The sequence below is a fragment of the Streptomyces sp. NPDC018263 genome (assembly GCF_055562575.1).
In genome coordinates this window covers 94,677-107,500 of the sequence record NZ_JBVHFA010000011.1, presented here as the reverse complement: position 1 = coordinate 107,500, position 12,824 = coordinate 94,677, and the positions used below count along the sequence as shown (strand labels likewise).

The window sequence follows — 12,824 nt, the reverse complement described above, 5'->3', positions numbered from 1 at the left end:
CCGCCCAGCACGACGCGGGAGGGCGCTCGCGCGCGTGGGTCCTACCCCTCTGAGTTCTGTCGGTCGGTGAGTGATCTGGGCCGGGAGAGGTCTCAGCCGGACATCGGCCTTGGTTGCAGGCCCTCCAGCAGCAGCCCCAGGTACCGATCGATCTCCTGCTTGCCAGCCCCCAACTCCGCCGCCGTGGCGATCCCTTGGGTCAGGCGCAGGAGGTCCGTGGGGGTTAGGTCCGGGCGGAGGGTGCCTTCCGACTGGGCGGCTTCCAGCAAGGTTGCTGCCGTCGAATTGACCAGGGTGCCGCAGGTGGTCAGAGGGGTCTCTGCGGCGGCTGTGCCCAACAACGTCTTCAGGCCGCGGACCTGGATGGTGGCCGCGCAGAGTTCGTGCAGCCATGCCGTCAGTGCCTCGCCCGGCGGCAGCGACCGTGACAGTTCCTCGCCCCGTTCGCCCAGTGCCTCGATGCGGGCCGCGTACGCCGCCTCCAGGAGCGCCCGACGCGTCGGGAAGTGGCGGTACAGCGTGCCCGAGCCCACGCCCGCGCGCTTGGCGATGTCGTCCAGGGACGCGCCCTCGCCGTGTTCGGCGAAGGCTGTGGCCGCTGCGGAGAGGAGGCGGGCGTGGTTGCGTCGGGCGTCTGCCCGCATGGGCCTGGGGTGGGGCATGCGGGGGCTTCCTGTCGGACGGGGGCTGGCCCCGAGAGTCTAGTCCCGCCGCTGCCGCTTCCACGGCCCCGTGATCGCCAGCATGATGCCCGGTTCCTGGATGTTGGCGAAGAGGGTGTGGCCGTCGGGGGAGAAGGTGACACCGGTGAACTCGCTGTAGGCGGGGGCGGATTCGGTGCCGATGTTGAGTTCGTTGCGGGCGATCGGGTACGTACGGCCGCTGTCGGTCGCGCCGAAGAGGTGCTGGGCGCCCTCGCCGTCCTCGGCGATGACCAGGCCCCCGTAGGGGGAGACGGTGATGTTGTCGGGGCCGTCGAGCACGCCCCCGGTGCCGAGGAGCACCTTGAGGGTCAGCGTCCGGCGCCGTGGGTCGTAGAACCAGACCTGGCCGTCGTGCTGGACGGGGCTCTCCTCGCGGGCGTAGGACGAGACGACGTAGACCCCGCCGTCGCCCCACCACATGCCCTCCAGCTTGCGGGCCCGCGTCACCTGGCCGTCGGTGAACTGCCGGCGGACCGGGACCGTACGCGCGTCCCGGTCGGGGACGTCGACCCAGTCCACGCCGTACACCGTGCCGGTGCGCGTCGCGCGGGAGAGGTCGTCCACGAAGCGGCCGCCGGAGTCGAAGCAGCGGAACGCCTGGAGGACGCCCGCGTCGTCCGCGAGGGTGCGCAGCCGGCCCCGGCCGTGGCGGAAGCCCTCCGGCGGGGTCCAGCGGTAGAACAGGCCGTTGGGGCCGGAGGCGTCCTCGGTGAGGAAGATGTGGCCCCGCTTCGGGTCGACCACCACCGCCTCGTGGGCGTAACGGCCCAGCGCCTTCAGCGGCTCGGGGGCGCGGTTGGCGCGGGCGTCGACGGGATCGACCTCGAAGACGTAGCCGTGGTCCTTGGTCATACCGTTCTGCCCGGCCCGGTCCTCGGTCTCCTCGCCGGTCAGCCAGGTGCCCCACGGAGTGCTGCCGCCGGCGCAGTTGGTGGACGTACCGGCGATGCCCACCCACTCGGCGACATGGTCCCGGCGGACCTCCACCACCGTGCAGCCACCCGCGGCGGCCGGGTCGTACACCAGGCCCTCGGCCAGCGGTACCGGGTGCTCCCAGTTCGAGCGCGGCCCCTTCAGCTCATGGTTGTTCACCAGCAGCACGGAACCACGCGGACCCGCGAAGGCCGCCGTGCCGTCGTGGTTCGACGGCGTCGGCTCGCCCGACTCCAGCCGGGTACGGCCGCTGTACGTCACCACCCGGTACGAGAAGCCCGCGGGCAGCGCGAGGATGCCGTCCGGGTCGGGGACCAGCGGGCCGTACCCGACGCCGGGGTGGCCGTGCGCGTCCTGCGCGCCGTCGAGGTCCGTGGCGGCGAGGGCCTGCGGGGCGGTGGCGAGGGCGCCCACGCTGCCGGCGAGCACGACCCCGGCACCGGTGGCCGCGGTCGTTCTGCCGAAGTCCCTGCGGGTGATGGACATGGTGTCTCCTGTGACGGTCTCGATGCCCGTGGCGGAGGGCGAGGGTGGCGCGTCGTTCGGCCGTCACACTCCCGGCCCCCGCTGAACGGCAGTTGAACACCGCACCGCGCGCAGGACACCGCTGCCGTACACCCGGGGGACTTCAGCTCCCCTGCTGCTGCGACCTCGCCTTGAACGCGGCCTTCCGCGCCTCCTTGGCCACCCGCTTGTCCGGGTGCAGCCGCCCCATCGCCTCCAGCACGTCCGCCGTCGCCGGGTGCTCCACCCGCCAGGCGGCCGAGAAGAACCCGCTGTGCTGCTCCGCCAGCCCCTCCACCAGTGCCTGGAGTTCCTCGGAGTTGCCCTCCGCCTGGAGCTGCGCGGCGATCGTGTCGACGGTCAGCCAGAACACCAGGTCCTGCGAGGGCGCGGGCACGTCCGGCGCGCCCCGCTCGCTCAGCCAGACCCGGGCCAGACCGCCCAGCTCGGGGTCGTCCAGCACCTCCCGCAGCGCGGGCTCGGCTGCCTCGCCGACCAGGGACAGCGCCTGCTGGCAGCGCAGCCGCCGCAGCGGAGCACCCGGGTCCGCACCCCGCGCCGCCGCGAGCAACTCCCGCGCGGCGGCCAGGGGTTCACGCTGGCCGAGCCACTGCTCGGTCTCGGCGCGCGCGGCGAACTCCCCGTACGCGGCGGTGCCGTCGAGCAGCGCGTCCGCGCCCTTGTCGGCCAGCTCGCCCACGGCCGGTGCCTCGAACCCCGCCTCCATCAGCCGCGCCCGCAGGCCGTACAGCCCGAGCGGGGTCAGCCGGACCATGCCGTAGCGGGCGATGTCGTCCTCGTCGACCGGCTCGGCGGGCTCCTCCTCGCCGGCCATCAGCTCCTCGTCCACCGGCTGGTACTCCACCAGGCCGATCGGCTCCAGCATCCGGAACTGGTCGTCCAGCTTCATCATCGCGTCGGAGACCTGCTCCAGGACGTCGTTGCTGGGCTCCTCCAGGTCGTCGGGGACGATGGTGGAGGCGGCCAGCGCGGGCAGCGGCACCGGGCTCTCGCCGGGGCCGTCCTCACCGACCGTCAGCAGGTAGAGGTTGCCCAGCACGCCGTCGAGCAGCTCCGCCTCGCCCTCGGTGTCCCAGTCGAACGTCGAGAAGTCGATCTCGCCGCCCTCCTCCAGAGCGGCGGCCAGTCCCTCCAGGTTCGGCAGCCCGGCATCCGCGACGACCGTGTCCAGCGCGGCCAGCCAGATGGTCAGCACGTCGTGCGGGGCGCCGGTCAGCAGGGCGAGGTCCGCGCCGGGGGCCACGGTCCCGGCCTCCTCGTCGGTGATCTCGACCAGGCCGGTGTCCACCGCCACGCCCCACGCCTCGGCGGCCTCCGCGGCGGCGTCGTCGCCGGTCAGTCCGAGCAGTTCGGCGGCCGCGGGTAGCTGTTCCTCGACCAGGCTGCCGCCGCCGTCGACACGGGTCTCGGGACCCGCCCAGCGGGCGAGCCGGGCGGCGCGGGAGAGCAGCGGGGTGGACAGCGCGGCACGCGCCAGCTCCGCTTCGGGACGCAGCCGTACGGGCGGCAGGGGGGAGCTGTCTGACATCGGCTGGTTCTCCTCGGACCGGGAAGGCACTCAACTTCTCAGCGTAGACGGCTTTGCCGGCGCACCGCCCGGTTCCGGCCCGCGCTGCCCCTCGTACGTGGCTGAAACCTTGACAACTCCAGCCGTCAGGCAGGAGATTGACGCGCGTAGAGGTGGGGGAACGACTGTTCACTCGGCTCTACGCGTGTCACTGAGGGCGACGAGCCCCGCACGCTGCTGTGCGCTCCCGTCCCGGCGTTCCGTCACGTTCCCGGAGGAATCCCCTTGCCGAGCAGGACTTCCGCGCGTCTCGCCGCGCTCACCGTCGCCGCCGTGTGCGGCGCCGCGTCCGCCGTCGTCGCCACCTCGCCCGCGCACGCCGACTCGGTGCGCGTCCACGACATCCAGGGCACCACCCGCCTCTCCCCGTACGCCGGCAAGCAGGTCGCCGACGTGCCCGGCGTGGTCACCGCCGTACGCACCTACGGCTCGTCCAAGGGCTTCTGGCTCCAGGACCCCAACCCGGACGCCGACCCGGCCACCAGCGAGGGCGTCTTCGTCTTCACCAGCTCCACGCCCAAGGTGGCCGTGGGCGACTCGGTGACCGTCACCGGCACCGTCTCGGAGTACGTGCCCGGCGGCACCGCCTCCGGCAACCAGTCGGTCACCGAGATCACCAAGCCCGTCGTCACCACCGTCTCCACCGGCAACGCCGTCCCGGCGCCGACAGTGATCACCAAGCGCTCGGTGCCGGAACGATACGCCCCGACGGGCGACCCGGCCGCGAACAACTCCGTCAACGCCCTGCCGCTCGCCCCCGCGACCTACGCCCTCGACTACTACGAGTCGCTGGAGGGCATGAACGTCCAGGTCAGCGACGCGCGCGTGGTCACCGGGACCGACCCGTACAGCGAGCTGTGGGTCACCGTGAAGCCGAAGGAGCACCGCACCGAGCGGGGCGGCACGCTGTACGGCTCGTACGACGCGCAGAACACCGGACGCCTCCAGATCCAGTCCCTCGGCGCGACGGCGGACTTCCCGCAGGCGAACGTCGGGGACACCCTCGCCGGGACCACCACGGGACCGCTGGACTTCAACCAGTTCGGCGGCTACACGCTGGTGGCGAGCGCCCTCGGCACGCTGGAGAGCGGCGGCCTGGAGCGGGAGACGACGCGCAAGCAGGCGTCCGGCGAGCTGGCGGTGGCGACGTACAACGTCGAGAACCTCGACCCGTCCGACGCCACCTTCGACGCGCACGCGTCCGCGATCGTGAACAACCTGCGCTCGCCCGACATCGTGTCCCTGGAGGAGATCCAGGACGACAACGGCGCCAAGAACGACGGCACGGTGAGCGCCGGCGTGACGGTCGGCAAGCTGATCGACGCGATCGTCGCGGCGGGCGGTCCGCGCTACGACTGGCGCTCCATCGACCCCGTCGACAAGCAGGACGGCGGTGAGCCGGGCGGCAACATCCGGCAGGTGTTCCTCTTCAATCCGGAGCGGGTGTCCTTCACCGACCGCCCCGGCGGCGACTCCACCACGGCGGTCGGCGTCGTCAAGGAGCACGGCGAGGCCCGGCTGACGGTGTCGCCCGGCCGGATCGACCCGGCGAACGCGGCCTGGGCCAACAGCCGCAAGCCGCTGGCCGGGGAGTTCGTGTTCCGGGGCCGTACGGTCTTCGTGATCGCCAACCACCTCAACTCCAAGGGCGGCGACCAGCCGCTGACCGGGCAGTACCAGCCGGTGGTCCGCAGTTCGGAGACGCAGCGGCACGCGCAGGCGACGGAGGTCAACACCTTCGTGAAGTCCCTGCTCGATGCGCAGAAGGACGCGGCGGTCATCGCGCTCGGGGACATGAACGACTTCGAGTTCTCCGACACCGCGAAGATCCTGGAGGGTGACGGGCAGCTCTGGTCGGCGATCAAGTCGCTGCCGCGCAGGGAGCGTTACACCTACGACTACCAAGGCAACGCGCAGGTGCTCGACCAGATCCTGATCAGCAAGGCGATCCGGCGCGGGCCGTTCGCGTACGACAGCGTGCACATCAACTCGGAGTTCCACGACCAGATCAGCGACCACGACCCGCAGGTGCTGCGCTTCCGCCCCTGATTGTTCAGATCCGCTTGACTGCATCTCGTAGCAGATTTAAGTGGAGCTTCATGGTCGTGGTGTCGAGACTACGACCATGAGGCAACGGAACGCACCCTTCGGCCGCACGCTCTGCGCGATGGTCACCCCGTTCACGTCGGCCGGCACGCTCGACGTGGACGGGGCGGCCCGCCTGGCCACCCGTCTGGTGGCGGGCGGCTGCGACGGGTTGGTCCTGAACGGCACCACGGGCGAGTCGCCCACCACCACCGACGCGGAGAAGCGGGAGCTGATCACGGCGGTCCGCTCCGCGGTCGGACCCGCCGTCCCGCTGGTCGCGGGCGTCGGCACGGCGGACACCCGCCACACCGTCGAACTCACCCTCGCCGCCGAGAAGGCGGGGGCCGACGCGGCCCTGGTCGTCACCCCGTACTACAGCCGCCCCCAACAGGCCGCCGTCGAGGCGCACTTCCGCCAGGTGGCGGACGCGAGCGGCCTCCCCCTGATGCTCTACGACATCCCCGGCCGCACGGGTACCCGTATCGCCCCCGCCACGATGATCCGCCTGGCGCAACACCCTCGCATCATCGCCGTGAAGGACTGCTCCTACGACTTCCTCGGCACCCAGAAGATCCTGGCGGAAACCGACTTGGCGTACTACGCGGGGTGCGACGAGCACATCCTTCCGCTGTACGCGGTGGGGGCGGCGGGGTGCGTGAGCACGATCGCGAACGTGGCGCCGGGCGAGGTGGCGGCCATCCTGGCGGCCTTCGACGCGGGGGACCCAGCGCTCGCCGCCGAACTCCAGTCCCGCGTCACCCCGTTGATCGAGGTGGTGATGGCCTCGGACCTGCCGGGCACGGTGACGACGAAGGCCCTCCTCAACGCGTTGAACCTCCCGGCGGGACCAGTACGGGCACCACTGCTGGCGGCGGACACGGACACCACGGCGGATCTGCTGACTGTTCACGACGCCCTGGCCGAGCGGCCGCGATAAGTTGCCCGCCATGACCGGACTCGGAAACGTCCCCTGGCCGCCCGCCCCGATACGGACCGAGCGGCTCGTGCTGCGGGAGTCCGAGGGGCGCGACCGTCCCGCCTTCATCGAGTTGTTCACGTCGCCCGAGGTGGGCACCTACATCGGCGGCGCCCGTCCGCGTGCGGAGGTCGAGCGCATCGCCCCCGAGGTACCGGGGCGGCGGCCCGGCAGCTTCGTGGTCGAGCGGGACGAGGCGATGATCGGCACGGTGACGCTGGTCCGGCGCGACGCGGAGCAGCCGGCGCGCGTGCGTCCCGAGGGCGGGGAGGTCGAGCTCGGCTACATGTTCCTGCCCGAGGCGTGGGGGAGCGGGTACGCGGCCGAGGCGTGCGGCGCGGTGCTGGAGTGGCTGGCCGGCGTACTGTCCGGTGAGCCGGTGGTCCTCACCACGCAGAGCGGCAACGCCCGGTCGCTGCGCCTCGCGGAGAAGCTCGGGTTCACCGAGGCGCAGCGCTTCGAGGCGTACGGCGCGGAGCAGTGGTTCGGCGTCCGGCCAGGGGTTCCGGTGACGGGCCCCGGCCGGGCGTCCTAGAGCTCTGTCACAGGGCCGCGCCCCCCGGCTTCACCATGTTCCTCACCGTGCGGGCCTTTACGAAGTCGCCTAGGGCGGTCATGTCCCATTCGCCGGAGTACTGGCGGATCAGTTTCGCCATCAGGACGCCGGTCTGGGGCTCGGCGGAGGTGAGGTCGAAGCGGACCAGTTCTTCGCCGGAGGCGGGGTCGATCAGGCGGCAGTACGCCTTGGCGACCTCGGTGAACTTCTGGCCGGAGAAGGAGTTGACGGTGAAGACGAGGCCCGTGACCTCCGGGGGGATGCGGCCGAGGTCGACCGTGATGACCTCGTCGTCACCGCCGCCCTCGCCGGTGAGGTTGTCGCCGGAGTGCTTGATGGCGCCGTTCAGGATGGACAGCTTGCCGAAGTAGCAACTGTCGACGGCGTTGCGCTGGGGACCGTAGGCGATGACCGAGGCGTCGAGGTCGATGTCCTTGCCGCGATAGGCGGGCTCCCAGCCGAGGCCCATCTGGACGCGGGAGAGAAGGGGGGCGCCGCCCTTGACCAGCGACACGGTCTGGTTCTTCTGAAGGTTCACCCGGCCCTTGTCCAGGTTGATCTTGCCCGCGCCCGGTGCCGGAGCCGGGGGTGCCTGGGGTGCGGGGGGCGTCTGGGGAACCGGGGGTGCCTGGGCGGCCGGAGGGGCGGATACCGGCTGGGCCGGTTCCTCCACCGTCACCCCGAAGTCCGTCGCGATGCCCGCCAGCCCGTTCGCGTACCCCTGGCCGACCGCACGGGCCTTCCACTGGCCGTTGCGCCGGTAGATCTCCACGACCACCAGGGCCGTCTCGGCGCCGAGGCCGGGCGGGGTGAAGGAGGCGACGACCGCGCCGCCGTCCGCGTCCCGGATCGTGGCCGTCGGTTCGATGCCCTGGAAGGTCTGGCCCGCCGCGTCCGGGCTCGCGGTGACGACGATCTTCTCGATGTCCGGCGGCACCGCGCCGGTGTCGACCGTGATCGAGTCCGGCGCGGACCCGCCGCCCGAGCGGTAGCTCACACCGGGGCCGGCCGGCTGGTTGTAGAAGATGAAGTCGTCGTCGGAGCGCACCTTGCCGTCGGCGGTGAGCAGCAGGCCCGACACGTCGAGCCGCACCGGTGCGGCCACGTCCACCGTCACACGGGCGGCCGGAAGCGGGACGTTGGAGCCAGGGGTCATAGCGGTCATGCCGGGTGAACGAACGAGCCCACTTTGCCGTTCCCTTACCCGACGCCGAGACCCCCGTTCGGGTCAGGGCGCCGGGAATCGGGTCAAGGGGTCACGACGATCTTGCGGCCGACGCCCGCCGCGAACTGGTCCAGCGCCTGCGGGTAGTTTTCCAGTGCGATCCGGTCGCTGATGAACACGTCCGGGTTCAGCACACCGTTCGCGAACAGCTCCGCCGCCCGCTCGTAGCTGTGCAGCACCGCCATGGAGCCGGTGATGGTGATCTCCTGGTTGTAGATGCGGTACGGGTCGATCGTCACCCGCGTCGCGTAGTCGGCCACGCCGAACTGGAGGTACGTACCCGCCTTCGCCACCCGGCCCAGACCGTCCTGGATCGCCGCCGCGTTGCCGGTCGCGTCGATCACGATCTCCCAGCCCTGCGGCCGGTCCAGCTCGTCCGCGTCGGCCGCCGAGCCCGAGACACCGAGCAGCTTGGCGGTCTCCAGCCGGGCCGGGTTGATGTCGACCATGTCCACGCTCGCCGCGCCCGTGCGCTTGGCCAGCTCCAGCATCATCAGGCCCATGGTGCCGGAGCCGTAGATCAGGACATGGGCGCCGAGGCGGGAGTTGAGGATGTCGTAGCCGCGCACCGCGCAGGACAGCGGCTCGATGAGGGCCGCGTCCTGGGGGCGTACGTGCTCGGGGAGCTTCACGCAGTTGGCCACGGGTGCGACCGCGTACTGGGCGGCACCGCCGGCCGTGGTCACGCCGATCGCGGCCCAGCGCTCGCACATGTTGTTGTGGCCGTCACGGCAGAAGCGGCACTCGTAGCAGTACAGCGACGGGTCCACCGCGACCTGGTCGCCGACCGCGACCTCGGTGACCTGGCTGCCGATCCCGACCACCTGGCCCGCGAACTCGTGCCCCGGCACGATCGGCAGCCTGGGCGCGAACTCGCCCTGGAGGATGTGCAGATCGGTCCCGCAGATCCCGCACGCGGCGACCTCCACGACCACGTCGCGCGGGCCGGGGGTCGGATCGGGGACCTCGGTGACGACGGCGCGGCCCACGGACTCGATGACGGCGGCCTTCATTTCACGGCTCCCAACGACAGGCCCTGGACCAGCTTGTCCTGGGCGGCGAACCCCGCGGCGAGCACCGGCAGGGAGACGACGAGCGACGCGGCGCACACCTTGGCCAGGAACAGGCCCTGGCTGGTGATGAAGCCGGTCAGGAAGACGGGCGCGGTCTCCGCGACCACCCCGGTCAGCACCCGGGCGAACAGCAGCTCGTTCCAACTGAAGATGAAGCAGATCAGTGAGGTCGCCGCGATGCCGGGCAGCGCGATCGGCGCGACCACGCGGGCCAGGATCACCGGCAGCGACGCCCCGTCCACCCGCGCCGCCTCGATGACCGCGACCGGCACCTCGGCGAGGAAGGACTGCATCATCCACACCGCGATCGGCAGGTTCATGGAGGTGTAGAGGACGACCAGCAGCCAGATGTTGTCCAGCATCCCGGCGTTCTTCGCGAACAGGTACAGCGGCAGCAGGCCCGCCACGGCCGGGAGCATCTTGGTGGACAGGAAGAAGAACAGGACGTCGGTCCACTTCTTCACCGGCCGGATGGACAGCGCGTACGCCGCCGGAAGGGCCAGCACCAGCACGAACAGGGTGGAGGCCAGCGAGGCGACCGTGGAGTTGACCAGCGCGGGCCAGGGGCTGGCGCCGCCGGCCGCGCCGAAGAACTCGCGGTAGCCGTCCAGGGTGAGCGGGGCGGCGAAGGACGGCGGGTTGGTCGCCGCGTCCGCCTCGGAGTGGAACGAGGTCAGCACCATCCAGGCGATGGGCAGGAAGAACACGATGCCGGCCAGCCAGGCCACCAGGCCCAGGCTGCTGCGCCCGCCTCGTCCGGTGCGCCGTGCGGCGGCGGTGGCGGAACTCATCGGGACACCTCCTCGCGGAACAGGGACGACACCACGCGCAGCGCGAAGGTGGCGATGATGATGGAGCCGATGACGACCAGGACACCCGCCGCCGAGGCGAGGCCGTTCTCATGGGCCTGGTAGAAGCTCTGGTACACGGTGTACGGCAGGTTCGCGGTGCCGAGGCCGCCGGAGGTGAGCGTGAACACCGCGTCGAAGTTCTGCACGATGTAGATGGAACCCAGCAGGGCGCCCAGTTCCAGGTAGCGGCGCAGGTGCGGGAGGGTGAGGTGGCGGAAGATCTGCCAGTCGCTCGCCCCGTCCACCCGGGCGGCCTCGATCTGCTGCTGGTCCCGGCTCTGCAGTCCGGCCAGCAGGATCAGCATCATGAACGGCGTCCACTGCCACACCAGCGAAGCCTCCACCGCGAGCAGCGGGGTGTGGGAGACCCAGTCCGGCTGTGGGCCGCCCACATAGTGCAGCAACCCATTGAGAAGTCCGTACTCCGGGTTGTAGAGCACATGCTTCCAGAGCAGGGCGGCGGCCACCGGGACCACCAGGAAGGGGGCGATCAGCAGGGTGCGGACCACACCCCGGCCCTTGAACCTCCGGTCCAGCAGCAGCGCCAGCGCGAGGCCGAGCACCAGGCTGGCGATCACCACGGAGGCGGTGAGCAGCACGGTCACCCACACCGAGTGGCGCAGATCGGCGTCGGTGAGCACCTGCTGGTAGTTGTCGAACCAGGTGAAGCGGCGGGCCTTGGGGTAAAGCGCGTTCCAGTCGAAGAACGAGATCACCAGCGTGGCCACGAACGGCAACTGGGTCACGACGATCATGAAGACCAGGGCGGGCAGGAGCGGGGCACGGGTGGCCCAGGCGCGCAGCCGGGCCGGGGGGCGCCGGACGGCGGGTGCGGAGTCGGCCGCGAGCGGGGCCGTTGTCGTCGCTGTCATCGTCCCTCGTACTCCTTGGAGATCTGCTCGGCGAGCTGCTGGGACTTGCGCAGGGCCGAATCGACCGACTGGCGGCCGGCGATGGCCGCGCTGATCTGCTGGGACACCTTGGTGCCGAGGTCGGTGAACTCGGGGATGCCGACGAACTGGATGCCGGGCGCGGGGCGCGGCTGCACGCCGGGGTCGGTGGGCCGGGCGTTCTCGATGGCCTCCTTGGTCATCTCCTGGAAGGAGGCGGCCTCCTCGCGGTACTCCGGGTTGGTGTAAGTGGAGGCGCGCTTGCCCGCCGGGGCGTTGGCCCAGCCGCTGGTGTCGCCGACCAACTGCTCGTACTCCTTGCTGGAGGCCCAGGAGACGAACTTCCACGCCTTGTCGGGGTTGCGGGAGGCGTGCTGGATGCCCCAGGCCCAGGTGTAGAGCCAGCCGGAGGATTTGGTCTTCTCCACCGGGGCGGGGGCGTAGCCGAGCTTGCCCTTGACCGGGGAGCCCTTGCCCTCCAGGAGTCCGGCCGCGGAGGTGGCGTCGTACCACATGGCGGTCTTGCCCTGGGTCATGTTGTTCAGGCACTCGGCGAAGCCGGACTGCGCCGCGCCGGACTCGCCGTGCTTGCGGACCAGGTCCACATAGAAGTTGACGGCCTGCTTGAACTCGGGGGAGTCCAGGCGGGCCTTCCAGTCCTTGTCGAACCAGGTGCCGCCGAAGGTGTTCACCACCGTGGTCAGCGGGGCCATGACCTCGCCCCAGCCGGGCAGGCCGCGCAGACAGATGCCCTTCATGCCGGGTTCGGCGCCGTCCGCCTTCGCGGCGAGGTCGGCCACCTGCTGCCAGGTCGGGTGTGCGGGCATCTTCAGGCCCTTGGCCGCGAAGATGTCCTTGCGGTACATCAGGAAGGACGACTCGCCGTAGAAGGGCTGCCCGTAGAGCTTGTCGTCGTCGCCGGTGAGCGACTGGCGCATGGGCTTGAGCACATCCTGCTCGTCGTACCCATGGTCCTTCGCCACATAGCCGTCCATGTCGTGCAGCCAGCCGTTGCGGGCGTAGATCGGGATCTCGTAGTTGGACAGCGTGGCCACGTCGTACTGGCCGGCCTGGTTGGCGAAGTCCTGGCTGATCTTGTCGCGGACGTCGTTCTCGGGCAGCACGGTGAAGTTGACCTTGATGCCCGTCTCCTTGGTGAAGTGGGCGCGGGTCAGCTTCTGCAACTCGGTCATCTGCGGGTTGTTGACCATCAGTACGTTGATGGAATCGCCGCCGGAACCGGTCCCGCCCGCGCCGGCCCAGCAGCCGGAGAGAAGCGGGGCGAGCAGCGTCCCTGCGGCGGCCATGGCGAATGTGGTTCGCGGCCTCCGTCGGCTCGGGGTGCGCATGGATCGCTCCTGGATAGATGGGGACAGAAGGGCATGGCCGCGCGTACGGCTGCCCTCGGGGGGAGTGGTGGTGCGGAAAGCTGTGTG

General features: G+C 70.9%; 11 protein-coding genes. 3 read left to right on the top strand and 8 right to left on the bottom strand.

Going from position 1 to position 12,824, the window contains the following annotated elements; translation table 11 throughout:
- Positions 1-92: 92 nt before the first annotated feature.
- The 3 genes from ACZ3HQ_RS28595 to ACZ3HQ_RS28585 all read right to left on the bottom strand — a co-directional run bounded on the left by ACZ3HQ_RS28595 (position 93) and on the right by ACZ3HQ_RS28585 (position 3,690).
- On the bottom strand, positions 93-662 hold the full coding sequence (locus ACZ3HQ_RS28595; protein ID WP_467515298.1) for a TetR/AcrR family transcriptional regulator: 570 nt from the start codon (positions 660-662) through the stop codon (positions 93-95).
- Between the two features lie 39 nt (positions 663-701).
- Positions 702-2,123, bottom strand: a complete 1,422-nt coding sequence (locus tag ACZ3HQ_RS28590; protein WP_467515296.1) for an alkaline phosphatase PhoX — start codon at positions 2,121-2,123, stop codon at positions 702-704.
- Between the two features lie 142 nt (positions 2,124-2,265).
- A complete protein-coding gene (locus ACZ3HQ_RS28585; protein ID WP_467515293.1) occupies positions 2,266-3,690 on the bottom strand; it encodes a hypothetical protein in 1,425 nt (474 codons plus the stop codon).
- Between the two features lie 264 nt (positions 3,691-3,954).
- On the opposite strand from ACZ3HQ_RS28585, the gene ACZ3HQ_RS28580 reads away from it, so the two are divergent.
- The 3 genes from ACZ3HQ_RS28580 (at position 3,955) to ACZ3HQ_RS28570 (ending at position 7,328) form a co-directional block, all read left to right on the top strand.
- The gene (locus tag ACZ3HQ_RS28580) at positions 3,955-5,778 is read left to right on the top strand and encodes an endonuclease/exonuclease/phosphatase family protein (RefSeq protein WP_467515291.1); all 1,824 of its coding nucleotides are present in this window, start codon (positions 3,955-3,957) and stop codon (positions 5,776-5,778) included.
- Positions 5,779-5,854: 76 nt separating this feature from the next.
- The gene (dapA, locus tag ACZ3HQ_RS28575) at positions 5,855-6,754 is read left to right on the top strand and encodes a 4-hydroxy-tetrahydrodipicolinate synthase (RefSeq protein WP_467515289.1); all 900 of its coding nucleotides are present in this window, start codon (positions 5,855-5,857) and stop codon (positions 6,752-6,754) included.
- 10 nt (positions 6,755-6,764) lie between these two features.
- Positions 6,765-7,328 carry a GNAT family N-acetyltransferase gene (locus tag ACZ3HQ_RS28570; RefSeq protein ID WP_467515287.1) on the top strand — a complete coding sequence of 188 codons (564 nt, stop codon included), beginning with the start codon at positions 6,765-6,767 and terminating at the stop codon, positions 7,326-7,328.
- Between the two features lie 7 nt (positions 7,329-7,335).
- On the opposite strand, the gene ACZ3HQ_RS28565 is transcribed toward ACZ3HQ_RS28570, so the two are convergent.
- The 5 genes from ACZ3HQ_RS28565 to ACZ3HQ_RS28545 form a co-directional block, all read right to left on the bottom strand.
- On the bottom strand, positions 7,336-8,505 hold the full coding sequence (locus ACZ3HQ_RS28565) for a TerD family protein (protein ID WP_467515366.1): 1,170 nt from the start codon (positions 8,503-8,505) through the stop codon (positions 7,336-7,338).
- A 92-nt stretch (positions 8,506-8,597) separates the two neighbouring features.
- On the bottom strand, positions 8,598-9,587 hold the full coding sequence (locus tag ACZ3HQ_RS28560) for a zinc-dependent alcohol dehydrogenase family protein (RefSeq protein ID WP_467515285.1): 990 nt from the start codon (positions 9,585-9,587) through the stop codon (positions 8,598-8,600).
- Entirely contained in the window at positions 9,584-10,438 is an 855-nt protein-coding gene (locus tag ACZ3HQ_RS28555) for a carbohydrate ABC transporter permease (RefSeq protein ID WP_467515283.1), read from the bottom strand. Before ACZ3HQ_RS28555 ends, ACZ3HQ_RS28560 begins: the two co-directional genes overlap by 4 nt.
- Positions 10,435-11,370 carry a carbohydrate ABC transporter permease gene (locus ACZ3HQ_RS28550; protein ID WP_467515281.1) on the bottom strand — a complete coding sequence of 312 codons (936 nt, stop codon included), beginning with the start codon at positions 11,368-11,370 and terminating at the stop codon, positions 10,435-10,437. The genes ACZ3HQ_RS28555 and ACZ3HQ_RS28550 overlap by 4 nt, the downstream gene beginning before the upstream one ends.
- Positions 11,367-12,737 carry an ABC transporter substrate-binding protein gene (locus tag ACZ3HQ_RS28545; protein WP_467515279.1) on the bottom strand — a complete coding sequence of 457 codons (1,371 nt, stop codon included), beginning with the start codon at positions 12,735-12,737 and terminating at the stop codon, positions 11,367-11,369. The genes ACZ3HQ_RS28550 and ACZ3HQ_RS28545 overlap by 4 nt, the downstream gene beginning before the upstream one ends.
- Positions 12,738-12,824 lie beyond the last annotated feature (87 nt).